Below are 23,608 nucleotides of genomic sequence, written 5' to 3'. Positions count from 1 at the left end.
GATGCGGGTGGCCGATTCGGATGCCGATCTGACGCGCGCCTGACGGCGGTCTGACGTCCCCCGCCGGCTCGCCCCCGCCGGCCTGCCCCGCCCCTCCGGGCACCTCCCGGCGGGGCGCGGCGGGCGGTGTGCCAGGCTAGGCGCGCCATTTCGCCGAGCCGGGGAGGGACCGCGGGTGTCCGCGACGAAGACGGCGCAGTTGACTCGTACCCACCGCATCCTCATCGGTGTGGTCGTCGCCGGTGCGGCAGTGATCGCAGGCATCGGCTTCACGGGCTCCTACTCGGCGGTCCGTGAGTTGGCCATCAAGAAGGGCTTCGGGAACTTCTCCTACGTGTTCCCGATCGGCATCGACGCCGGGATCTGTGTCCTGCTCTCCCTGGACCTCCTCCTCACCTGGATCCGCATCCCGTTCCCGCTGCTGCGGCAGACCGCCTGGCTGCTGACGGCGGCGACGATCGCCTTCAACGGCGCGGCGGCCTGGCCCGACCCGCTGGGCGTAGGCATGCACGCGGTGATCCCGGTCCTGTTCGTGGTCGCCGTCGAGGCCGCCCGGCACGCGATCGGCCGCATCGCCGACATCACGGCGGACAAGCACATGGAGGGCGTGCGCATCACCCGGTGGCTGCTGTCGCCGATCCCGACCTTCCTGCTGTGGCGGCGGATGAAGCTGTGGGAACTACGGTCGTACGACGCGGTGATCAAGCTGGAGCAGGAACGGCTGGTCTACCAGGCGCGCCTGCGGTCGCGCTTCGGCCGTGCCTGGCGCCGCAAGGCTCCGGTGGAGTCCCTGATGCCGCTGCGGCTCGCGCGGTACGGGGTGCCGCTGGCGGAGACCGCTCCCGCGGGGCTCGCCGCGGCGGGCATCGAGCCACAGCTGCTGCCGGCGACGCAGCAGTCGGTGAAGCCCGCTCTGCAGCCGCGTGCCCAGGAGCCGGCCGGGCAGCTGCCCACCGAGCCGCTGCCCGACGAGCAGCTGCCCAACCAGTGGTTCGCGGCGTCGCCGCAGGTGGCGTACCAGGGCGACTACGACCCGACGTATATCCCGGACCCGGACCGGGAACCGGAGGCCCAGCCCGCGTACGACGAGCAGCAACGGGTGACGACGGGCGAGCAGGTCCCGGTACCGGCGCCGCGCGCGCCGGAGCCCGAGCCGGCGCCGCAGGTCCCGGTGCCGAACGGGGCAGGCGGAACGCGTCCGCTCGGCAAGGGCGTCGCGGAGGCGGACCCGCAGCCCGCCGAGGTCCCGGCCGCTGTCCCCCACGACGAGGACGTCTACCAGGTCTTCCGGCGCTCCATCGAAGGCGAGGGCATGCCGACACCGGGCGCGTTCGCGGCCAACATGGAGGCGCAGTACGGGATCCGGCTGCGGTCGCGCGAACTGAACCGCTACATGGACCAGTTCACCGACCGCCTCAACGCCGAGCTGATGGACGAGCACATCGCGTAACGCGCCCGGGGCGAGCACCTCGCGTGGGCCCGTGGACCCGTGAGGCAGCCCGCCCGCCCCTACACCCGCTACACCCGCTCCGCCTTCCGCTTCTTGTCCGTGTCGCCCCATACGGCCAGCGCCGCGCCGGCCAGGAACAGGCCGAGGTAGGCGACCGACGGCAGGTCGAACCAGTGGGCCAGCAGCCCCCAGGCACCGTCGAAGAACGTCTTGCCGATGAAGCCGAGCGCTCCTTGCAGCATGGCGATGAAGCCGATGATTCCCCTCATGGCTCCAGCGTGACGGGTTCGGCCCCGGGGATCCTCCTCGCCGGGGCCGAACCCGTTCTCACCCTTGAGTCGCAGAGCCCGCGCGGCGTCTACGACCAGTCGGCGGCGCCGTCGGCCGCGCCGGCCGGCCGCCGAGCGGCTTGCACCCGGTCGCCGCCGTCAGCCACCATCAGCCGCCCAGCAGCTTGCGCACCCGGTCGGCGCCGACCGCCAGCAGCAGCGTGGGCAGCCGCGGCCCGGTGTCCCGGCCGACCAGCAGGTGGTAGAGCAGCGCGAAGAAGGCGCGCTGGGCGACCTTCAGCTCGGGCGTCGGCTTGGCGTCCGGGGCCAGGCCCGCCTGGACCTTGGGCACGCCGTAGACGAGCGTGGTCAGGCCGTCCAGCGACCAGTGCTCGTCGAGGCCGTCGAGCAGCAGCCGCAGCGATTCGCGGCCCTGGTCGTCCAGCGAGGCCAGCAGCTCGGCGTCCGGCTCGTCGCGCACGATGGTGCGCTGGTCGGCCGGGACCTGGGTGTTGATCCAGTGCTCGGCCTTGTCGAGCCGGGGCCGGGTCTCGTCCAGGGACGTGACGGGGTTGGCCGGGTCGAGCTCGCCGAGGATCCGCAGGGTCTGCTCGTCGTGGCCGGCGGTGATGTCCGCGACGGAGGCGAGCGTGCGGTACGGCAGCGGGCGGGGCGTGCGGGGCAGCTCGCCGGCGGCGGTGCGGACCGCCCGGGAGTGGGCGGCCGCGTCGGCGGGCAGCGCGGTGCCGTCGGCGACCTTGCCCTCCAGCTTGTCCCACTCGTCGTAGAGCCGCTGGATCTCCTGGTCGAAGGCGATCTTGAAGGACTGGTTGGGCTTGCGGCGGGCGTACAGCCAGCGCAGCAGCGGCGCCTCCATGATCTGCAGCGCGTCGCCCGGGGTCGGCACGCCACCGCGCGACGAGGACATCTTGGCCATGCCGCTGATGCCGACGAAGGCGTACATCGGGCCGATCGGCTGGGCGCCGTCGAAGATCTCCCGGACGATCTGCCCGCCGACGACGAACGACGAGCCGGGCGAGGAGTGGTCGACACCGGACGGCTCGAAGATCACGCCCTCGTACGCCCAGCGCATCGGCCAGTCGACCTTCCAGACCAGCTTGCCGCGGTGGAACTCGCTCAGCCGGACCGTTTCCCCGAAGCCGCAGGCGGTGCAGGTGTAGGTCAGCTCGGTGGTCTCGTCGTCGTACGAGGTGACGGTGGTGAGGTCCTTCTCGCACTGCCCGCAGTACGGCTTGTACGGGAAGTAGCCCGCCGAACCGCCGCTGCCGTCGTCCTCGCTGGCCGCACCCGACCCCTCGGCCGCCTCCAGCTCCGCCTCGTCGACGGGCTTCTGGGACTTCTTCGCGGGGGCCTTCTTGGTGCGGTACTGGGCGAGGATCGCGTCGATGTCCGCGCGGTGCTTCATCGCGTGCAGGACCTGGTCGCGGTACACGCCGGAGGTGTACTGCTCGGTCTGGCTGATGCCGTCGTACTCGACGCCCAGCTCGGCGAGCGCCTCGGTCATGGCGGCCTTGAAGTGCTCCGCCCAGTTCGGGTACGCCGAGCCGGCCGGCGCCGGAACCGAGGTCAGCGGCTTGCCGATGTGCTCGGCCCAGGACTTGTCGACGCCCTCGACGCCCTCCGGGACCTTGCGGTACCGGTCGTAGTCGTCCCAGGAGATGAGGTGCCGGACCTCGTGGCCACGACGGCGGATCTCGTCGGCGACCAGGTGCGGGGTCATGACCTCGCGGAGGTTGCCGAGGTGGATCGGGCCGGAGGGACTCAGGCCCGAGGCGCAGACGATGACCGGTGCGGCAGCACCCGACGCCAGTTTGCCGGCGGCGCGGCGCTCCGCCTCGGCAATGACCTCGTCCGCGAACCTGGAGACCCAGTCGGTCTCGGTGCTCTGCTGAGCCACGATCGGCCCTTCCTCTTCCTGGTGCTTCCTCGATTGCGCCGTCTTGCGCGTGCGACGCACAAAAGCCTGACGGTGCCATTGTCCCAGACGCCCACCGTCCGGAAATTCAGTGGTAACGGCATGGGATACTCAGTGGCAAACCCTTTCCCCTTCAAAGACACCTTCGTCTAGAAGAGAGCGCAGCTTCATGGCCTCGGTCCCTTCCCTCGCAGCTTCGGTCCACCAGCGCCTCGCGGACGCCCTCTCGGCAGCCCTGCCGGAGGCCGGCGCCGCGGACCCGCTGCTGCGACGTAGCGACCGGGCCGACTTCCAGGCCAACGGCCTGCTGGCACTGGCCAAGAAGCTGAAGGGCAACCCGCGGGAGCTGGCCACCAAGGTCGTCGACGCGCTCGGCGAGAGCGACCTCCTCAAGGACGTCGAGGTCTCCGGACCGGGCTTCTTGAACATCACGATCACCGACCGGGCGATCACCGAGACGCTCGCCGCCCGCGCCGCCGACGGCGACCGGCTCGGCGTGCCCCTGAAGGACAAGCCGGGCCTCACGGTCATCGACTACGCCCAGCCGAACGTCGCGAAGGAGATGCACGTCGGGCACCTGCGCTCGGCGGTCATCGGCGACGCGCTGCGCCACATGCTGGACTTCACCGGCGAGCGGACGATCGGCCGGCACCACATCGGCGACTGGGGCACCCAGTTCGGCATGCTCATCCAGTACCTGATCGAGAACCCCGGCGAGCTGGCCCCGGCGGCCGACGTCGACGGCGAGCAGGCGATGAGCAACCTCAACCGGGTCTACAAGGCGTCGCGCGCGGTCTTCGACTCCGACGAGGAGTTCAAGGAGCGGGCCCGCAAGCGCGTCGTCGCCCTCCAGTCCGGCGACAAGGAGACCCTCGACCTGTGGCAGCGGTTCGTGGACGAGTCGAAGGTCTACTTCTACTCGGTCTTCGAGAAGCTGGACATGGAGATCCGCGACGACGAGATCGTCGGCGAGTCCGCGTACAACGACATGATGGCCGAGACGGCCCGTCTCCTGGAGGAGTCGGGCGTGGCCGTCCGCTCCGAGGGCGCCCTCGTCGTCTTCTTCGACGAGATCCGCGGCAAGGACGACCAGCCGGTGCCGCTGATCGTGCAGAAGGCGGACGGCGGCTTCGGCTACGCGGCCTCCGACCTCTCCGCGATCCGCAACCGCGTCTTCGACCTGCAGGCGACGACGCTGCTCTACGTCGTCGACGTCCGCCAGTCCCTCCACTTCCGGATGGTCTTCGAGACTGCCCGCCGGGCGGGCTGGCTGAACGACGGCGTCACCGCGCACAACATGGGCTACGGCACGGTGCTGGGCGCGGACGGCAAGCCGTTCAAGACCCGCGCGGGCGAGACGGTCCGCCTGGAGGACCTCCTCGACGAGGCGGCCGAGCGGGCGACGGCGGTGGTGCGGGAGAAGGGCGCGCCGATCGGCCTGACCGAACAGGAGATCACCGAGAACGGCGCCCAGGTGGGCATCGGCGCGGTGAAGTACGCGGACCTGTCGACGTCGCCGAGCCGGGACTACAAGTTCGACCTGGACCAGATGGTGTCGCTCAACGGCGACACGTCCGTCTACCTCCAGTACGCCTACGCCCGGATCCGCTCGATCTTCCGCAAGGCCGGCGACGCACGTCCCGAGGCGCACCCGGAGCTGGCACTGGCTCCCGCGGAGCGGGCGCTGGGCCTGCACCTCGACCAGTTCGGCGAGACCGTCATCGAGGCGGCCGCGTCGTACGAGCCCCACAAGGTCGCCGCGTACCTCTACGGCCTCGCCTCGCTGTTCACGACCTTCTACGACCAGTGCCCGGTCCTGAAGGCCGAGGCCGGCGCCGACCAGGTGGCCAACCGCCTCTTCCTCTGCGACCTGACGGCCCGCACCCTCCACCAGGGCATGGCACTGCTGGGCATCCGCACGCCCGAGCGCCTCTGAGGCACCGCCTCACCTGGCCGGGCGAGACCGGAAGCGGGGGTGCACGTGATCGCTCACGTGCACCCCCGCTCAGCGTTCATCCCCACGGCGCTGCAGCCGAGTACGTGGGCGGTCAATGCCTCCGCAACCGGTGCGTCGCCTTCTCCTTCGCGTCCAGCCCGTGCCCGGCCGCCTTCTCGGCCTTGCCTTCGGCCTGCAGCTTGCGGTTGTGGGTCGCCTTGCCGACGACCTCCTTCATGGTGCCGATGACCTGGGCGCCCTTGGCCCGCATGGTGTCCTTGGCAGTCACGGTGACCCGCTCCTCGCTCAGTCGCGGTCTTCGTCATCGAGTCCGTGCCCCGCGTACGGCGCTCAAAACCTGACAAGTCAGACAAAGGTCACGGCAAGCCGCGATGCCGCCTCACAGCCCCCGCGCGACCTCCGTCGCCCAATACGTGAGGATCATGTTCGCGCCGGCCCGCTTGATGCCCGTCAGGGTCTCCAGGATCGCCCTGTCGCGGTCGATCCAGCCCTTCTCGGCGGCCGCCTCGACCATCGCGTACTCACCGGAGATCTGGTACGCGGCCACCGGCACGTCCACCGCGTCGGCGAACTTCGCCAGTACGTCCAGGTAGGGCAGCGCCGGCTTGACCATGACCATGTCGGCGCCCTCGTCCAGGTCGAGCGCCAGCTCGCGCAGCGACTCGCGGAGATTGCCCGGGTCCTGCTGGTACGTCTTGCGGTCGCCCTTCAGCGACGAGCCCACCGCCTCGCGGAACGGGCCGTAGAACGCCGAGGAGTACTTCGCCGTGTAGGCGAGGATCGACACGTCCTCGTGGCCGGTCTGGTCCAGGGCGTCCCGGATCACTCCGACCTGCCCGTCCATCATGCCGCTGGGACCCACGACGTGGACGCCCGCGTCGGCCTGGACCTGCGCCATCTCCGCGTAGCGCTCCAGCGTCGCGTCGTTGTCGACCCGCCCGGCGGCGTCCAGGACACCGCAGTGGCCGTGGTCGGTGTACTCGTCCAGGCACAGGTCCGACATGATCACCAGGTCGTCGCCGACCTCCGCGCGGACGTCCCGGATGGCGACCTGCAGGATGCCGTCGGGGTCGGTGCCGGCGGTGCCCGCGGCGTCCTTCTTCTCGTCCAGCGGCACGCCGAACAGCATGATCCCGGCGACCCCCGCCTCCACCGCCTCGACGGCGGCCTTGCGGAGGGTGTCGCGGGTGTGCTGGACGACGCCCGGCATCGCGGAGATCGGCGCCGGCTCACCGATGCCCTCCCGGACGAACGCCGGGAGGATCAAGTCGGCCGGGTGCAGCCGGTACTCGGCGACCATCCGGCGCATCGCCGGGGTGGTGCGCAGCCGCCGCGGCCGCGCACCGGGGAAGCTTCCGTACTTCGTCATGCCACCACGCTACGCCCGCCCCGCACCCGCCTTTGCCGACGCATCGTCGGCAGCCGCCCGGCGCCCGGGGCACCCCTCCCGGGCCCCAACGCGCCGCGCCCCGCGCCCGGATCACCGGGTGCGGGGCGCGAAACGCTGTCGGACCGCTGCGGTCCGCCGCCGTAGCGCTGACGTACCGCCGTCAGCTGCGGGCCCGGCGGCGGGAGCCCGGCCGGCGCTCGCTGGGGCGGGTGACCGGGTCGCCGGCCTCGATCGCGGCGTCCCGGCGCGCCGCGCCGAAGTCCGCGAGCGCCTCGGCCAGCTTGTGCACGGACGGCTCCGGCGACATCACGTCGACGCGCAGCCCGTGCTCCTCGGCCGTCTTGGCGGTGGCCGGGCCGATGCAGGCGATCACGGTCACGTTGTGCGGCTTGCCGGCGATGCCGACGAGGTTCCGCACGGTCGACGAGGAGGTGAAGAGCACGGCGTCGAAGCCGCCGCCCTTGATCGCCTCGCGGGTCTCGGCCGGCGGCGGCGAGGCCCGCACGGTCCGGTAGGCGGTGACGTCGTCGACCTCCCAGCCCAGCTCGATCAGGCCGGCCACCAGGGTCTCGGTGGCGATGTCGGCCCGGGGCAGGAAGACCCGGTCGATCGGGTCGAAGACGGGGTCGTACGGCGGCCAGTCCTCCAGCAGACCGGCGGCGGACTGCTCGCCGGACGGGACCAGGTCGGGCTTCACGCCGAAGGCGACCAGCGCCTTGGCGGTCTGCTCGCCCACCGCGGCGACCTTGATGCCCGCGAAGGCCCGGGCGTCGAGCCCGTACTCCTCGAACTTCTCACGGACGGCCTTGACGGCGTTGACCGACGTGAAGGCGATCCACTCGTAGCGGCCGGTGACCAGGCCCTTGACCGCGCGCTCCATCTGCTGCGGGGTGCGCGGCGGTTCGACGGCGATGGTCGGGACCTCGTGCGGCACCGCGCCGTACGAGACGAGCTGGTCGGAGAGCGACGCGGCCTGCTCCTTCGTCCGCGGTACGAGCACCCGCCAGCCGAACAGCGGCTTGGACTCGAACCACGAGAGCCGGTCGCGCTGCGCGGCGGCACTGCGCTCACCGACCACGGCTATGACCGGCTGGCCGCCGTCCGGCGACGGCAGCACCTTGGCGGCCTTGAGCACCTGGGCGACCGACCCGAGGGTGGCGGTCCAGGTGCGCTGGCGGGTGGTGGTGCCGGCGACGGTGACGGTCATCGGGGTGTCGGGCTTGCGGCCCGCGGTGACCAGCTCGCCGGCGGCCGCGGCCACCGCGTCGAGGGAGGTGGAGACGACCGCGGTGGCGTCGCTGGTGCCCAGCTCCGACCAGCAGCGGTCATCGGCGCTGCGGGCGTCGACGAAGCGCACGTCGGTGCCCTCGGCGTCGCGCAGCGGCACACCGGCGTACGCGGGCACGCCGACGGCTGCGGCGATGCCGGGCACGACCTCGAAGACGATTCCCTCTGCGGCGCAGGCCAGCATCTCCTCGGCGACGTTCCCGTCCAGACCGGGGTCGCCGGTGACCGCCCGGACGACCCGCTTGCCCGCCCGGGCGGCCGCCATGACAAGATTGGCGGCGTCCCTAAGGGTGGGGATGTCGGCGGGGATTGACGCCTCGTCAGCTGACGCCTGCAGTGGTGTGTCCACCTGCGCGCGCGTATGTACACGCACGACGTCGAGCACCTGCGGGTCGGCGATCAGTACGTCCGCGGAGGCCAGCGCCTCCACGGCACGCAGCGTCAGCAGACCCGGGTCACCCGGCCCGGCACCCAGGAAGGTGACCTGACCGGAGGTGGAGTGGTTCGGGGCGGTGGGGTTCAAAGTGCTCGCTCCCCCATAAGACCGGCCGCACCCTTGGCGAGCATCTCGGCGGCGAGTTCGCGGCCCAGCTGCTGCGGGACCGACGTCTCGTCGGGAGAGGCGGGTACGTGCCCGGTGGTGGACAAGTGCACCAGCGTGCTGCCGTCGGTCGTGCCGACGACACCACGCAGATGCAATTCGGTGACAGCCTGCTCGTCGGCCTTGGGGCCTCCCCTGCTCGAGCGAAGTCGAGAGCTTGGGGAAAGGTCGGCCAGCGCCCCGACGGGTGCGGAGCAGCCGGCCTCCAGGGCGGCGAGCAGGGATCGCTCGGCGGTCACGGCGGCCCGGGTGTCCGGGTCGTCGAGCTCGGCGAGCGTGGCGACGAGGGCAGCGTCTTGGGCGGTGTGCCCCGCCCTGCACTCGATCGCCAGTGCCCCCTGGCCGGGGGCGGGCAGAACCACGTCGGGCGACAGCAGTTGCGCCGCCTCGTCGATCCGGCCGATACGGGTGAGACCGGCCGCGGCCAGCACGACGGCGTCCAGTTCGCCCTTCTCGACGAAACCGATGCGGGTGTCGATGTTCCCGCGTATCGGCACCGTCTCGATGTGCCGGCCCAGCGCGCGGGCCCACGCGTTGAGCTGCGCCATCCGCCGGGGGGAGCCGGTGCCGATGCGGGCGACGCGGTCCGGGTCGGCGGTGAGCTCCTCGAAGGTGAGCCGGCCCCGGGCGATCAGCGCGTCACGGGGGTCTTCCCGTACGGGGATCGCGGCCAGGGCGAGCGACTCGGGCTGCGTGGTGGGCAGGTCCTTGAGCGAGTGGACGGCGAAGTCGATGTCCCCGTCGAGCAGCGCGTCGCGCAGCGCGGAGACGAACACGCCGGTGCCGCCGATCTGCGCGAGGTGCTCGCGGGAGGTGTCGCCGTACGTGGTGATCTCCACCAGTTCGACGGGCCGGCCGGTGAGCTCGCGCACCGCCTCGGCGACCTGCCCGGACTGGGCCATGGCGAGCGCACTGCGGCGGGTGCCCAGCCGCAGTGGTCTGTTGGTGCTGTCTTTCATGCCCGCTCCCGTGCTTCATGACTGCCGCCGCGGGTATCGGCCCGGCTGACGGCGGCGACAGTCTGGGGGTCGAGATCGAAGAGTTCGCGCAGCGCGTCCGCGTACCCGGCGCCGCCGGGTTCGCTGGCGAGCTGCTTGACCCGCACGGTGGGCGCGTGCAGGAGCTTGTCGACGACGCGGCGCACGGTCTGGGTGATCTCGGCGCGCTGCTTGTCGTCCAGGTCGGGGAGGCGGCCGTCGAGCCGGGCGATCTCGCTCGTGACGACGTCCGCGGCCATGGTGCGCAGGGCGACCACGGTGGGGGTGATGTGCGCGGCCCGCTGGGCGGCGCCGAAGGCGGCGACCTCGTCGGAGACGATGCCGCGCACCTTGTCCACGTCGGCCGCCATCGGGGCGTCCGCGGAGGCGTCGGCGAGCGACTCGATGTCGACGAGGTGGGCGCCCTCGATGCGGTGGACCGCGGCGTCGATGTCGCGCGGCATGGCGAGGTCGAGCAGCGCCAGCGGTGCGGTGCGGCCGGCGCGGGCGGCGGCGACCGTCCCGCCCGTGAGGACCAGGCCGGTCGCGCCGGTACAGGACACCACGATGTCGGCGAGCGCGAGCTCGTCCTCGACGCCGGACATCGCCACCGCGCGGGCGGTCAGGCCGCCTGCCGCGCCGGGCCCGCCGGGTTCGGTGAGGATGGCCACCAGCCGCTCGGCGCGCGCGACGGTGCGGTTGGCGACGGCCAGCTCGCCGATGCCGTTGCGGACGAGGGTGGTGGCGGCCAGCGACGACATCGAGCCGGCGCCGATGACCAGCGCGCGCTTGCCGTGCGCCCAGCCCTCGACGTCCCGGCCGGCCGCCAGCTGCTCCAGGCCGAAGGTGACCAGCGACTGGCCGGCCTTGTCGATGCCGGTCTCGCTGTGGGCCCGCTTGCCGACCCGCAGGGCCTGCTGGAAGAGGTCGTTGAGCAGCCGCCCGGCGGTGTGCTGTTCCTGCGCGACGGCCAGCGCGTCCTTGATCTGCCCGAGGATCTGGCCCTCGCCGACGACCATCGAGTCCAGGCCGCAGGCCACCGAGAAGAGGTGGTGGACGGCGCGGTCCTCGTAGTGGACGTAGAGGTAGGGGGTCAGCTCCTCCAGGTCGACGCCGCTGTGGCGGGCCAGGAGGGTGGACAGCTCGGCGACACCGGCGTGGAACTTGTCCACGTCGGCGTAGAGCTCGATGCGGTTGCAGGTGGACAGCACCGCGGACTCGGTGACCGGCTCGGCCGACACCGCGTCCTGCAGCAGCTTGCCGCGCGCCTCGGGGTCGAGCGCGGCCCGCTCCAGCACGCTCACCGGCGCACTGCGGTGGCTCAGTCCGACGACGAGAAGGCTCATGCTCGCACCTCGCTTCGCGAGGCACGGCCTTCGCCCGTGACGCACCCTTCGATGATTCGCTCGCTGCGCTCGCTCATGCCGGCATCACGGCGGGCACGTCCCCGTCAGGTCCCTTGCGGTCGGCCGCGGCGGCGGCTTCGGCCGCGGCCGCGACGGCGGCGGCACGGCCGGAGGTGGCCGGGGCGCCGCCCTCGGGGGTTTCCTCGCCGGCCTTGCGCTGCTCGTGGAAGGCGAGGATCTGCAGTTCTATCGACAGGTCGACCTTGCGGACGTCGACCCCGTCGGGGACGGTCAGCACGGTCGGGGCGAAGTTGAGGATCGAGGTGACGCCGGCCGCGACCAGGCGGTCGCAGACCTGCTGGGCGGCGCCGGCCGGCGTGGCGATCACGCCGATCGAGACGCCGTTGCTCTCGATGATGTGCTCCAGCTCGTCGGTGTGCTGGACCGCGATGCCGGCGACCGGCTTGCCGGCCATGGCCGGGTCCGCGTCGATCAGCGCGGCGACGCGGAAGCCGCGGGAGGCGAAGCCGCCGTAGTTGGCGAGGGCGGCGCCGAGGTTACCGATACCGACGATGACGACCGGCCAGTCCTGGGTCAGGCCCAGCTCGCGCGAGATCTGGTAGACGAGGTACTCCACGTCGTAGCCCACGCCGCGGGTCCCGTAGGAGCCGAGGTAGGAGAAGTCCTTGCGGAGCTTGGCGGAGTTGACCCCCGCCGCGGCCGCGAGCTCCTCGGACGAGACCGTGGGCACCGAGCGCTCGGAGAGCGCGGTCAGTGCGCGCAGATACAACGGAAGCCGGGCGACGGTGGCCTCGGGGATGCCTCGGCTTCGGGTCGCCGGTCGGTGAGTTCGGCCAGTTGCCACGGTGCTCCTGCGGGTAGAGCGGGGCTGCGGGCGACCGTATGGAACCCGACCGCCCTGTCTCCTGCAGGCTATGTCTTTGTGAACGCGTGCACAAAGATGGTGTCCGCTTTGTCCGGCCAAAGTGATGGGGGTCACGCGCCCTTTCCGGCCCTCCGTGGAACCAACTCCCACGTCACACCGTTCACTCGCGCCGCCCGCACACCACGGCAGCACCGACGGGGACACGCGCGTGCACTCCTTGTCGCTATCCCCCCGGAAACCTACAAATCGTCCATCGATGGTAAGCGACCCGGGCCCGCCCGGCGCCCGTCCCGCCGCCCCCTCGCTTCCCCGCCGACCCGGCACAATGGCTCCATGGCCCCCTTGTTCAGCCGCAGCCCCCGCAAGCGCCCCGCCGACCGGCTGGTCACCCTCGTCGGCAAGCCCGGCTGCCACCTCTGCGACGACGCCCAGGCGGTGATCGAGAAGATCTGCGCCGAGACCGGAGCGTCCTGGGAGAAGAAGGACATCACCGAGGACGCCGAACTGCACCGCAAGTACTGGGAGCAGATTCCGGTCGTCCTGATCGACGGCGCCCAGCACGACTTCTGGCGCGTCGACCCGCAGCGGCTGCGGACCGCCCTGGGCGCCTGAGCCGCCACGGGGCGGCCGGGCCCGCCCGCGAGTCGGCCGTAATGCGACCGTCGACGGCTCCCGGCCCACCGGACACGCGCCCGTAACCGGAAGCACCGAACAAACTGGCTACGCTAGCGCCATGGCCGCCCGCCCCTCGCCCGCTCGCCGATCCGGCTGGATGCCCTCCGGGGCGCTCTTCGACCTGGGCTGGATCCCCCGCCGCCGACGCCCCGCCACCGCCCGCAGCGTGCTGGCCGGCGAGGCCGCCGCCGAGGCCGCCCGGAAGACCTCGCAGGAGGTCGAGGAGGCCCAGGCCGTCGAGGAGGCCCCGGCCGAACCGGAATTCCCGGTCGTCGGGGACACCGCGGCCGCCGCCTTCTTCGACCTCGACAACACCGTCATGCAGGGCGCCGCGCTGTTCCACTTCGGCCGCGGCCTGTACAAGCGGCACTTCTTCCACAAGCGCGACCTGGCCCGTTTCGCCTGGCAGCAGATCTACTTCCGGCTGGCCGGCTCGGAGAACCCCGAGCACATGGCGGACGTCCGCAACAGCGCGCTGTCCATCGTCCAGGGCCACCGCGTCTCCGAGCTGATGTCCATCGGCGAGGAGATCTACGACGAGTACATGGCCGAACGCGTCTGGCCCGGCACCCGCGCCCTGGCCCAGGCGCACCTCGACGCCGGCCAGAAGGTCTGGCTGGTGACCGCCGCCCCGGTGGAGACCGCGACGATCATCGCCCGCCGGCTGGGCCTGACCGGCGCGCTGGGCACCGTCGCCGAGTCCGTGGGCGGGATCTACACGGGCAAGCTGGTCGGCGAGCCGCTGCACGGCCCGGCCAAGGCCGAGGCGGTCCGCGCGCTGGCCGCCGCCGAGGGACTGGACCTGTCGCACTGCGCCGCCTACAGCGACTCCGCCAACGACATCCCGATGCTGTCGCTGGTCGGTCACCCGTACGCCATCAACCCGGACAGCCGACTGCGCAAGCACGCCCGGGCACACGGATGGCGGCTGCGCGATTACCGCACCGGCCGCAAGGCGGCCAAGATCGGCATCCCCGCGGCGGCCGGAGTGGGCGCCCTCGCGGGCGGCGCCGCGGCCGCGGTCGCACTCCAGCGCCGCCGCCGCTGACCAGGACTGATCGCCCGTCGGCGCGGCGGGCCATCCACACTCCCTACCCCCACGGGCTCCCGGTCAGTCCCCTCGCCGCGGGACAACCACAACACGCCTTCCAACCAGGCAGATTGCGTTCCCTTCCGATCAATAGTTGCTCAGTATTCGATACTTGATCTGCCACCAACCCGTCACAGACCGTAAGTAATCGATGATTTGAGCAACTGGGTGTAGCGCTGCCTGTACGAAGCGTTATTCTCCTCAGACGCAATCCGGAACCCACACGTCCCTACGACGAGTGAACGGTCCCGCACTGCACGTGATGGAAGCTCTGCCTCTGGGAGTCCCGTGTACCCACACGTCGGGGTTGACGCCTCGGGCCTGGCTACGCTGCGTACGACACTCGTCGACCACCTGCGCAGTTTCGTCCCCACCGCGTACGCCGTCCCCGCATTCGCCTCAGCCGTCCCCGCCGCCGGACCCTGCTACGCCCTGGCCGACGGGAGCGCTGCGGTCGGCAAGGCCGCCGGCAGAACCCGCCGCGCCGGCGCCGGCACGACCACCGCCCGGCGCCCCGCCGACAGCGACAGCCGTCGCATGATGGACCTCGTCGAACGCGCCCAGGCCGGCGAGGCCGAGGCCTTCGGCCGCCTCTACGACCAGTACGCCGACACCGTCTACCGCTACATCTACTACCGCGTCGGCGGCCGCGCCACGGCCGAGGACCTCACCAGTGAGACGTTCCTGCGCGCCCTGCGCCGCATCGGCACCTTCACCTGGCAGGGCCGTGATTTCGGCGCCTGGCTGGTGACCATCGCCCGTAACCTCGTCGCCGACCACTTCAAGTCCTCGCGCTTCCGCCTGGAAGTCACCACCGGGGAGATGCTCGACGCAAACGAGGTCGAGCGCAGCCCCGAGGAGTCGGTCCTCGAGTCCCTCTCCAACGCCGCCCTCCTGGAGGCGGTACGCAAGCTCAACCCCCAACAGCAGGAATGCGTCACGCTGCGGTTCCTGCAGGGCCTCTCGGTCGCCGAGACCGCCCGCGTCATGGGCAAGAACGAGGGCGCCATCAAGACCCTCCAGTACCGCGCCGTCCGCACCCTCGCGCGCCTCCTCCCCGAAGACGCCCGCTGATCCACCCCCCTCGTTCCGTGCTTCTCCGCCCCTCCGTGCGCCGCACCACGCTCACGCCTGGTGACCGGCCGTGCCCGGTCGGTCAGATCATCGTGAGTGCGTAACCCGAGTGCCGCGCCGCTCGTTGTGCGGAGTGCAGGCTCCATGCGGTCACGCCGTGCCCGCTGCCTCTCACTCGATCGAGTGGCCGCGGACATCGGTGTGCAACCGTCCGGCCCGTCTGGATAGTCAAAGCCAGTCCGGGGAGTCGAGCGGGATGATGAGAGGAGGTGCCGCCCGTGATCGCGAATGTCTCGGTGCACCGGCGGGCCAACGCCTTCGCCCAGACCCTGGAGGAGCAGGTCCTCAAGGGCGCGGCGGCCGAGGAACAGGTCGACAATCCGGCACAGACGCCGGGCGAGGCACGGCTGTTGGCGGTCGCCGACGGTCTCGGGAGGCTTCCACGGCCGGAGATGGCCGCCGAGGTCAAGACTGTCCAGCGCGCCCAGCTCCTCGCCGCGATGGAGTCCGCCTTCGCCGAAGGCGCTCCGTCCGAGGGTGCCAGGGTGCCCGAGCAGCGCGAACACAAGGGCGCGCACCGCGCCGACAAATCGATCGGCCGGCTGCGGCCGCGCTCCCGGCTCTCCAAAGGACTGGCCGCCGGCGGGCTGACCGTCGGCGTCGCGGCCGGAGCCTTCACCGGGGTCGCCGCCGCCAGCTCCGACGCCCTGCCCGGTGACGGCCTCTACGGCCTCAAGCGGGGCATGGAGGACCTCAAGCTCGACATGGCCGACGACGACTCCGACCGCGGCCGGCTCTACCTCGACCAGGCGTCCACCCGCATGTTCGAGGCGCGCCGCCTGTTGGAGCGGGCCCGGGCCGCCGACCTCGACCACGAGTCGCTCGGCGAGGTCCGCCGCGCCCTGTCCGGGGTGAAGCACGACGCGGGCGAGGGGCACCGCCTGCTGCACGCGGCCTACGAGCGGGACGGCTCGCTCGGCCCGATCCAGGCGCTGAACTCCTTCACCCGGTCCCACCGCGGCACGTGGTCGCAGCTGCGCGACAAGCTCCCGGTGCAGCTCATGGACGTCCGCGACCAGGTCAGCTCGGTCTTCGACGCCATAGACCAAGAGGTCGGTCCGCTCCGTTCGCTGCTGCCGCAGGCCCCCGACGGCAAGAACCACCCGCGCAACACCCCGGCCTCCGCGGGCACCGGCTCCGGCTCCGACAGCCGCCCGGCCCCCTCCGGCCACGGCTCCGCCGCCACGGGCCACTCCGCGGGCCGGCACGCCCCCCGTCCGTCGGCCTCCCCGTCCCAGGAGGACGGTCTGCTCGGCGGCAACACGGGCGGTCTGCTCGACCCGCAGGACAAGTCCGGCAGCCCGTCCCCGCACGACGCCGGCCACGGCACGGGAGGCCACCCCGGCGGCCACCCCGACGTCACCCTGCCCCCGCTGCTCCCGGGCCTGCTGCCCGGCCTGGGCATCGACGGCCAGGACCTCCCGAAGTAACGCCACGCCGCGCCCGGTGCGGCGGCGTTCGATGCTCCTCACACGACGATCCGCCGCACTGCGGCCCCGTCAGAAGAACACCGAACGCCGCCGCACCAACGGCTTGCCAAGAGCTCAGAAGCACACCGAACGCCGCCGCACCAACAGCTTGCGGGGGCTCAGAAGAACACCGACCGCCGCTGCACCAACAGCTTGTACAGGGTGTGCTGAATCGTTTCGCGCACCTGGTCGGTGAGGTTGAACATCAGCATCGGGTCGTCCGCCGCCTCCGGCGGGTAGCCGTCGGTCGGGATGGGCTCGCCGAACTGGATCGTCCACTTCGTCGGCAGCGGCACCGCGCCCAGCGGGCCCAGCCACGGGAACGTCGGCGTGATCGGGAAGTACGGCAGCCCCAGCACCCGCGCCAGGGTCTTGGCGTTCCCGATCATCGGGTAGATCTCCTCGGCGCCCACGATCGAGCACGGCACGATCGGCACCCCGGCCTTCAGCGCCGTCGACACGAAGCCGCCCCGCCCGAAGCGCTGCAGCTTGTAGCGGTCCGCGAAGGGCTTGCCGATGCCCTTGAAGCCCTCCGGCATCACCCCGACGATCTCGCCGCGCTCCAGCAGCCGCTGGGCGTCCTCCGCACAGGCCAGGGTGTGCCCGGCCTTGCGCGCCAGCTCGTTTATCACCGGCAGCACGAACACCAAATCGGCCGCCAGCAGCCGCAGATGACGCTGCGCCGGGTGGTTGTCGTGCACCGCGACCTGCAGCATCAGGCCGTCCAGCGGCAGCGTCCCGGAGTGGTTGGCGACGACCAGCGCCCCGCCGTCCGCCGGGATGTTCTCGATGCCCTTGACCTCGACCCGGAAGTACTTCTCGGCGAAGGGCCGCAGCAGCGACATCAGGACCTGGTCGGTCAGCTCCTCGTCGTAGCCGAAGTCGTCGACCTCGTAGTCGCCGGTGATCCGGCGGCGCAGGAACGCCAGTCCGCCCGCGATCCGCTCGTCCAGGGAGCGCGGCCGGGGCTGTGGGGGTGCCGCCGGCGGGTGCTCGGTCCGGGCCTCCGGTACGGGCGCCAGCGCGGCACCGCGCCCGCCGCGCCCGGCCCGCCGGGCCTTCCGGCGCGCCCGGGGCTCCTCGCCGAAGGGAATGACCTTGGCGTCCGCCATGGTGGGTGACCTCCTCACTGGGCCGGGGTCCGGCGTGCGGTGAGCACGCCGGCGAGCCGGTCGACGGTGCGGGCGAGGGACTCGGGCGGCAGCAGCCCGGGTCCGCGGCTGCGGGCGAATTCCGCGAAGGCCTCCGCCGTCGTGTACTTGGGGTGGAACCCCAGTGTCTCGCGCATCTGCGTCGTCTCGACGACCCTGCCGTGCGTGAGCAGCCGGATCTGTTCCGGCGAGAAATCCGTGATGCCGACGGACCGCAGCGCGGTGCCGGCCCAGGTCACCGTCGGCAGGAAGAGCGGCAGGGTGGGCCGGCCGAGCCTCCGGGAGGTCTGCGAGAGCAGCAGGACGCCGTCGCCGGCGATGTTGAAGGTGCCGCTGTTGAGCGTGCCCCGGCGCGGCGCGGCGGCGGCGATCCGCAGCACGTCGAGGGCGTCGTCCTCATGGACGAACTGCAGCCGCGGGTCGTAACCGAGGACGGTGGGCAGGACGGGCAGCGAGAAGTACTCGGCGAGCGGGGAATCCGCGCACGGCCCGAGGATGTTGGCGAACCGCAGGATGCAGACGGCCACGTCGGGCCGGCGCCGCGCGAAGCCGCGGACATACCCTTCGACCTCGACGATGTCCTTGGCGAAGCCTCCGCTGGGCAGCGACTTCGGGGTGGTGGTCTCGGTGAAGACGGCCGGGTCGCGGGGCGCGGAGCCGTAGACGCTGGTGCTGGACTTGATGACCACGCGCTCGACGTTCGGGGCCTTCTGGCAGGCGCCCAGCAGCTGCATCGTCCCGATGACGTTGGTTTCCTTCACCGAGGTGCGGCCGCCGCGCTTGCCCAACGGCGTCCCGTTGATATCCATATGGACCACGGTGTCGACGCCGGTTTCGGCCAGGACCCGGGCGATCGCCGGGTGCCGGATGTCGGCCCTGAGGAATTCGGCGCCGCCCAGATGGTGCTCGGGAGCCACCGCGTCGACCCCGATCACCCGGTCGACGTCCGGCTCGCGCCGGATCCGGCGGACGAATCTGCCGCCCAGCTGCCGTGCGACTCCCGTGACGAGCACGACCTTGCCCAAGATCAGCCCTACCTTCCCGCCGCGACCTGCGCGTAGCCCAGCTGTGCGGTCAACGCTATCGGGTCGGTGTTGCGCAGTGATGACCACGGGATGCCCACGACGACATTTCCGTCCCACCACCGTCCATACGGCCCACAACGCGCCGCAGCCCCCGACCGCACCAAGGCGATGGGGGGCTGCGAATTCGCGATCAGCGTCGCTTACTTCTTGTTACGACGCTGAACACGGGTGCGCTTGAGCAGCTTGCGGTGCTTCTTCTTGGCCATCCGCTTGCGCCGCTTCTTGATAACAGAGCCCACGACTACCCTCGCTCACTTCGAATCACTCGGTGCGGGGCGTCCGAGCCCACACTACCTACATCGGGCCAGCCTACCCGGCACCGGGCGAACGGCGTAATCCGAGGGTCGGCGAGGTGTCCGTCAGGCCGATTCCACCCCCACGTAGGACTCCCGGAGGTAGTCGTGAACGGCCTGCTCCGGCACCCGGAATGACCTCCCCACCCGAATCGCGGGCAGATGACCGCTGTGCACCAAGCGGTACACGGTCATCTTGGACACTCGCATCACCGTGGCAACTTCCGCCACCGTAAGGAACACGACCTCGTTCAGAGGCCTCTGGTCAGCAGCCATGAACACACCTGCACCTTCCGCATAAGACGGTCACCGGCTTCCCCTCCGGTGACTCTTCGTCGCTATGCGCTCACTCCCCAGATTAGGGGCGGGTGATGCGAGTGGGGAAGAGGAGCAGCGAACAGCCGCCTAATATGACAGACCGACACGATCCAGGACATACCTCATGAGCGGCCGGTAGGACGCGGCCGGGACGGCATCGTCGAGCGGCACCACCTCCGAGAGCCGCCCCTCGGCCTGTCCGACGAACGGAGCCGGGTCGTCCGAATCCGCCAGTGCGATCGCCTCAATGCCCAGCTGACCTGCCCCGCAGGCCCATCCGTGGTCCCCGATCACCAGCCCCGGAAGCGGCCCTCCGGCGTCCGCGGCGGCCGCCAGAACGGTCCGTACCGGCAGCGGCGAATGGGTGTGTACGCCCCCCGCCCCGGACGCGCCCCGCACGCCGGTCTCTCGCAACATCGCGACTCCCCGTACGTAGCCCAGGGCCCGGGTGCGTACGCCGAACCGGGTCGCTATGTCGACACGGACGCCATACGCCGGGGTGAGGACGGGGCAGCCCGCCGCCGAGAGGGCGTCTGCGAGGCCGGCGTAGAACTCCAGTAACGCCTGCGGGTGGCCGGTGCCGAGCAGCACCGGCTCCGCACGGCCCGCGGCGACGCCGATCCGGTCGGCGAACCGGTCGAGCGCCGCGATCGTACGATCCGGATCGATCACGTCCGGGCCGGAAATGTGCGCGGGATCGACCGAAACACCGCACTTCTGTCCCATCAGTCGCAGGAGTGCGCTGAGCGGCCACTCCCGCTCGGGGTCCAGCCCCAGCAGCACCCGGGGATCGCGCGCCGCGAAGAGCCGGTAGCGCCCCAGGCTCTGCTCCCGGGTCGTCGCGATCGTCCCCGCCAGCCGCGCCCCGACCAGATGCGCCCGCAGCTCCCCGGTGGCCAACACGCCGTCCATGCTCGCCCGTTGGCCGGCCGGTCGATGCCCCAACCGACGGGTAGTCACACATCCGGGCGCATCCCGGCTCCGCCCCGTTCCGTCGGCCTCCGCTACGGCAGCAGACCGTGCGCCGGGAACACCGCCCGCCGGGTGGCCAGCACCGCCTGGTCCAGCCGGTCGGCCGGGTCGTAACCGCCGTCGAGGAAATCCCGCCACTGCGGCGTCCGGCCGTCCGTCATCCGCTGCGGCGCCAACTGGCGCGTCCGCCGGAAGACTTCGTGCCGCCAGGACTCCGGCACCACGGTGGTCGGCTCGATCGGCCGCCCGGCCGCGATCGCCGTCAGATGCGTCCAGCTGCGCGGCACCACGTCCACCACCGCATAGCCGCCGCCCCCGAGCGCGACCCACCGCCCGTCCGCGTGCTCGTGCGCCAGCGAGTGACAGGATTCGGCCACCGCCCGCTGGGCGTCCAGGCTCACCGCGAGGTGCGCCAGCGGGTCCTCGAAGTGCGTGTCGGCGCCGTGCTGCGTCACCAGCACCTGCGGGCGGAACGCACCCAGCAGCTCCGGCACCACGGCGTGGAAGGCCCGCAGCCAGCCCTCGTCGCCGGTCCCGGCGGGCAGCGCCACGTTCACCGCGCTGCCGGCCGCGTCCTCCCCGCCGGTCTCCTCCGGCCAGCCGGTCTGCGGGAACAGCGTCCGCGGATGCTCGTGCAGCGAGATCGTCAGGACCCGCGGATCGTCCCAGAAGGCCGCCTGCACCCCATCGCCGTGGTGGACGTCCACATCGACGTACGCGATCCGCTCGGCGCCCAGCTCCAGCAGCCGGGCGATCGCCAGCGACGCGTCGTTGTAGATGCAGAATCCGGACGCGCCGCCCGGCATCCCGTGGTGCAGCCCGCCGGCGAAGTTCACGGCGTGCGCCGCGTCACCGCGCCAGACCGCCTCGGCCGCGCCGACCGACTGCCCGGCGATCAGCGCGGACACCTCGTGCATCCCCGCGAACGCCGGATCGTCGGCCGTCCCCAGCCCGTACGAGAGGTCCGCGGCGGCCGGATCCGCCGACGCCCGGCGGACCGCCTCGATGTAGTCCTGGCGGTGCACCAGCCGCAGCGTGGAGTCCCCGGCCGGCTTGGCCGCGACCACCTCCAACGGTCCGCGGTCCAGCTCGAACGCCTCGACCAGACGCATGGTCAGCGCGAGCCTGACCGGGTCCATCGGGTGCCCGGGCCCGAAGTTGTAGCCCGTTACTGCCTCATCCCACATCAGCTGTGCGCGGCCGCTCATGCCTGTCACCGTATCCGGCCCGCGGCGCACCGAACGAGCGGGCATACACGAGCGTCACCAGCACAAGCGCCATCGGCACCAGCATCGCCCCCCGATAGCTCCAGGCGTCGCCCAGCGCCCCCACCAACGGAGAACCGATCAGAAAGCCCACGTAATTGAAGATGTTCAGCCGCGCGACGGCCATGTCCGAAGCCCCGGCACCCTGGCTGTCGTACGCGTACCGCCCGGCCGCCGCGAACGTCTGCGGCACGATCACACACAGCCCCAGCCCCAGCAGCGTGAACCCCGCCATGCCCGCCCAGGCCCCCGGCGCCGCGGCCACCACCGCGAAGCCGCCCGCCGCCACCACCGTCCCGCACCGCACCACCGCGACCGCACCGAAGCGCCGCACCCCCAGGTCCCCCACCGCCCGCCCGAGCAGCGTGGTGACCATGTAGACGTTGTACGGCACCGTGGCGAGCTGCTCGGAACTCCCCAGGACGTCCTGCAGATACTTGGCGCTCCAGTTGGACACCGTCGAGTCGCCTATATAGGCGAACGCCATCACCAGACACAACGGCAACAGCAGCCGCATCGCGACGGGAGTGACCGGCGCGGCAGCGGCCGCGGGAGCTACGGAGACGGACGGGGCGCCTGGGGCACCGGGGCCGGCCTCCACCGGCTGCACGGGCTCTGGCTTTCCGGGCCCGGCCACGTCCCGCTGGTCCACGAACCATCGGCCCACCACCACTGCCAACGGGACCAGCACCGCCACCACCGGCCCGTACAGCAGCCCCAGCGACAGCTTCCAGTGCGCTCCCGCCCAGGCCAGCGACGCCCCCACGATGCCGCCCAGGCTGTACGCGGCGTGGAAGCCGAGCATGATGCTCCGCCCGTACGCGCGCTGCAGGCTCACCCCGAGCATGTTCATCGAGGCGTCCAGCGCCCCCACCGCCAGCCCGAAAGCCGCCAGTGCCACGGCCACCTGCGCCATCGACCCGACCGATCCGACGGCCAGCAACGCCAGACACACCACCGGCTGTACGCACCGCAGCACCCGGCTCGGCCGCACCCGCTTCACCAGCTGCTCGGTGACGATGCTGCCGACGCCGGCCAGCACCGGCACCGCCGCCAGGAACACCGGCAACAGCCCGTCCGAAATCCCGTACCGGTCCTGGATCGCCGGTATGCGTGTCACGAGGAGGGCGAAGACCGCACCCTGGACGAAGAAGCTGAGGGCGAGCGAAACCCGGCCGTGCCGCAGCTGCGCTCCCGGTGCCAGAGGGGCCGTCATGGCCGCTCAGCGTAGAACTCCCGGCTACCGCTGGGTAGATGGATCACACCATCAATTCCGACGTATGTCCGGCGGGTGAGGCCGCGTCACAGCAGATCCGGCAGCTCCCCCATCCCACCGAACAGCGCGGTCGCTCCGGCCTCCACCAGCTTCGCCGCCGGCGTCATCGCCGTGTACCCGTAGACGTCCATCCCCGCGGCAACCGCCGCCCGCACCCCCAGCGGACTGTCCTCAATCACCGCACACCGCTCGGGCACCACACCCATCTCCCGCGCCGCATGCAGAAAGAGATCCGGTGCCGGCTTCCCCCGCCCCACGTCCTGCGAGGAGAAGACCCGCTCCGGCGCGAACCACCGGTCCAGCCCCGTCGCCCGGTGCCCCACCCGAATCCGCTCATGACTCCCGGAGGAACCCACGCAGTACGGAATGCCGTCCGCGGCCAGCTTCTCCAAGACGTCCGTCACCCCCGGCACCGGCCGCAGCTCCCGCTCGAAAGCCGCGAAGACCCGCCCGTGAAAAACCTCGTCGAATTCCTCCGGCAACCGCCGCCCGGTCCGCTCCAGGACGAGGTCGTGAATACGGTGCATCGCCGACCCCATGTAGTCGCGTATCGATTCCTCGTACGACGTGGGGTGCCCGAGCTCGGTGAGATAGCCGGCCAGGATGGTGTTGGACAGGGGCTCACTGTCGACGAGGACGCCGTCGTTGTCGAAGATGACCAGGTCATAACGCATACCCTGACCCTAAACGCAAAAAAGCCTCGTCCCGAGCTGAATTACTTCAACTCGGGACGAGGCTTTTTCAAAATTTGTTCGGCGGTGTCCTACTCTCCCACAGGGTC

22 protein-coding genes are annotated in these 23,608 nt (G+C 71.4%); 6 read left to right on the top strand and 16 right to left on the bottom strand.

Annotated features, from left to right (window positions below):
- Positions 1 to 175 precede the first annotated feature (175 nt).
- Positions 176 to 1,450 (top strand): DUF2637 domain-containing protein, encoded by a 1,275-nt coding sequence (locus AB0E02_RS32985; protein ID WP_362146368.1) that lies wholly within the window; start codon positions 176 to 178, stop codon positions 1,448 to 1,450.
- A gap of 68 nt (positions 1,451 to 1,518) precedes the next feature.
- On the opposite strand, the gene AB0E02_RS32980 is transcribed toward AB0E02_RS32985, so the two are convergent.
- The gene (locus tag AB0E02_RS32980; RefSeq protein WP_030416812.1) at positions 1,519 to 1,719 is read right to left on the bottom strand and encodes a hypothetical protein; all 201 of its coding nucleotides are present in this window, start codon (positions 1,717 to 1,719) and stop codon (positions 1,519 to 1,521) included.
- 169 nt (positions 1,720 to 1,888) lie between these two features.
- Complete coding sequence (gene lysS, locus AB0E02_RS32975) at positions 1,889 to 3,637, bottom strand: lysine--tRNA ligase (RefSeq protein WP_362146364.1); 1,749 nt, start codon at positions 3,635 to 3,637, stop codon at positions 1,889 to 1,891.
- A gap of 187 nt (positions 3,638 to 3,824) precedes the next feature.
- Here lysS and argS point away from each other — a divergent pair, with 187 nt between their 5' ends.
- Positions 3,825 to 5,591, top strand: a complete 1,767-nt coding sequence (gene argS, locus AB0E02_RS32970; RefSeq protein ID WP_362146361.1) for an arginine--tRNA ligase — start codon at positions 3,825 to 3,827, stop codon at positions 5,589 to 5,591.
- A 112-nt stretch (positions 5,592 to 5,703) separates the two neighbouring features.
- Here argS and AB0E02_RS32965 read toward each other — a convergent pair whose 3' ends face one another.
- From AB0E02_RS32965 to AB0E02_RS32940, 6 genes are all read right to left on the bottom strand, one after another.
- A complete protein-coding gene (locus AB0E02_RS32965; protein WP_362146358.1) occupies positions 5,704 to 5,880 on the bottom strand; it encodes a CsbD family protein in 177 nt (58 codons plus the stop codon).
- A gap of 111 nt (positions 5,881 to 5,991) precedes the next feature.
- Positions 5,992 to 6,981 carry a porphobilinogen synthase gene (gene hemB, locus AB0E02_RS32960; RefSeq protein WP_362146356.1) on the bottom strand — a complete coding sequence of 330 codons (990 nt, stop codon included), beginning with the start codon at positions 6,979 to 6,981 and terminating at the stop codon, positions 5,992 to 5,994.
- Positions 6,982 to 7,162: 181 nt separating this feature from the next.
- Entirely contained in the window at positions 7,163 to 8,812 is a 1,650-nt protein-coding gene (locus tag AB0E02_RS32955) for a bifunctional uroporphyrinogen-III C-methyltransferase/uroporphyrinogen-III synthase (protein WP_362146353.1), read from the bottom strand.
- Positions 8,809 to 9,849 (bottom strand): hydroxymethylbilane synthase, encoded by a 1,041-nt coding sequence (gene hemC / locus AB0E02_RS32950; protein WP_362146350.1) that lies wholly within the window; start codon positions 9,847 to 9,849, stop codon positions 8,809 to 8,811. Before hemC ends, AB0E02_RS32955 begins: the two co-directional genes overlap by 4 nt.
- Complete coding sequence (locus AB0E02_RS32945; protein WP_362146347.1) at positions 9,846 to 11,213, bottom strand: glutamyl-tRNA reductase; 1,368 nt, start codon at positions 11,211 to 11,213, stop codon at positions 9,846 to 9,848. The genes hemC and AB0E02_RS32945 overlap by 4 nt, the downstream gene beginning before the upstream one ends.
- Positions 11,214 to 11,286: 73 nt before the next feature.
- Positions 11,287 to 12,078, bottom strand: coding sequence for a redox-sensing transcriptional repressor Rex (locus AB0E02_RS32940; RefSeq protein ID WP_030416662.1), 792 nt, complete (start codon positions 12,076 to 12,078; stop codon positions 11,287 to 11,289).
- A gap of 354 nt (positions 12,079 to 12,432) precedes the next feature.
- On the opposite strand from AB0E02_RS32940, the gene AB0E02_RS32935 reads away from it, so the two are divergent.
- From AB0E02_RS32935 to AB0E02_RS32920, 4 genes are all read left to right on the top strand, one after another.
- Complete coding sequence (locus AB0E02_RS32935; RefSeq protein ID WP_362146343.1) at positions 12,433 to 12,711, top strand: glutaredoxin family protein; 279 nt, start codon at positions 12,433 to 12,435, stop codon at positions 12,709 to 12,711.
- A gap of 160 nt (positions 12,712 to 12,871) precedes the next feature.
- Positions 12,872 to 13,822, top strand: coding sequence for an HAD-IB family hydrolase (locus AB0E02_RS32930; protein ID WP_030416664.1), 951 nt, complete (start codon positions 12,872 to 12,874; stop codon positions 13,820 to 13,822).
- Between the two features lie 330 nt (positions 13,823 to 14,152).
- Entirely contained in the window at positions 14,153 to 14,938 is a 786-nt protein-coding gene (locus tag AB0E02_RS32925; RefSeq protein ID WP_030416665.1) for an ECF subfamily RNA polymerase sigma factor, BldN family, read from the top strand.
- Positions 14,939 to 15,216: 278 nt separating this feature from the next.
- Positions 15,217 to 16,428, top strand: a complete 1,212-nt coding sequence (locus AB0E02_RS32920; protein ID WP_362146339.1) for a DUF5667 domain-containing protein — start codon at positions 15,217 to 15,219, stop codon at positions 16,426 to 16,428.
- A 158-nt stretch (positions 16,429 to 16,586) separates the two neighbouring features.
- Here AB0E02_RS32920 and AB0E02_RS32915 read toward each other — a convergent pair whose 3' ends face one another.
- The 8 genes from AB0E02_RS32915 to AB0E02_RS32880 form a co-directional block, all read right to left on the bottom strand.
- Positions 16,587 to 17,579: a lysophospholipid acyltransferase family protein gene (locus AB0E02_RS32915; protein WP_030416667.1), complete on the bottom strand. Its 993-nt coding sequence runs from the start codon at positions 17,577 to 17,579 to the stop codon at positions 16,587 to 16,589.
- A gap of 14 nt (positions 17,580 to 17,593) precedes the next feature.
- Positions 17,594 to 18,643 carry an NAD-dependent epimerase/dehydratase family protein gene (locus tag AB0E02_RS32910; RefSeq protein WP_201810669.1) on the bottom strand — a complete coding sequence of 350 codons (1,050 nt, stop codon included), beginning with the start codon at positions 18,641 to 18,643 and terminating at the stop codon, positions 17,594 to 17,596.
- 200 nt (positions 18,644 to 18,843) lie between these two features.
- Positions 18,844 to 18,942 carry an AURKAIP1/COX24 domain-containing protein gene (locus AB0E02_RS32905; RefSeq protein WP_003948845.1) on the bottom strand — a complete coding sequence of 33 codons (99 nt, stop codon included), beginning with the start codon at positions 18,940 to 18,942 and terminating at the stop codon, positions 18,844 to 18,846.
- Between the two features lie 120 nt (positions 18,943 to 19,062).
- Complete coding sequence (locus AB0E02_RS32900; RefSeq protein WP_014144137.1) at positions 19,063 to 19,272, bottom strand: helix-turn-helix domain-containing protein; 210 nt, start codon at positions 19,270 to 19,272, stop codon at positions 19,063 to 19,065.
- 129 nt (positions 19,273 to 19,401) lie between these two features.
- Positions 19,402 to 20,217: a phosphatase gene (locus AB0E02_RS32895; RefSeq protein ID WP_362146424.1), complete on the bottom strand. Its 816-nt coding sequence runs from the start codon at positions 20,215 to 20,217 to the stop codon at positions 19,402 to 19,404.
- A gap of 101 nt (positions 20,218 to 20,318) precedes the next feature.
- Positions 20,319 to 21,494, bottom strand: a complete 1,176-nt coding sequence (locus AB0E02_RS32890) for an acetoin utilization protein AcuC (RefSeq protein ID WP_362146334.1) — start codon at positions 21,492 to 21,494, stop codon at positions 20,319 to 20,321.
- Complete coding sequence (locus AB0E02_RS32885; RefSeq protein WP_362146331.1) at positions 21,463 to 22,767, bottom strand: MFS transporter; 1,305 nt, start codon at positions 22,765 to 22,767, stop codon at positions 21,463 to 21,465. Before AB0E02_RS32885 ends, AB0E02_RS32890 begins: the two co-directional genes overlap by 32 nt.
- A gap of 86 nt (positions 22,768 to 22,853) precedes the next feature.
- Positions 22,854 to 23,501 (bottom strand): HAD family hydrolase, encoded by a 648-nt coding sequence (locus tag AB0E02_RS32880; RefSeq protein ID WP_362146328.1) that lies wholly within the window; start codon positions 23,499 to 23,501, stop codon positions 22,854 to 22,856.
- Between the last annotated feature and the right edge of the window lie 107 nt (positions 23,502 to 23,608).

The sequence above is a fragment of the Streptomyces sp. NPDC048196 genome, from assembly GCF_040652715.1.
GTDB lineage: Bacteria > Actinomycetota > Actinomycetes > Streptomycetales > Streptomycetaceae > Streptomyces > Streptomyces siderophoricus.
This window is presented reverse-complemented; position numbering and strand designations above follow the sequence as displayed.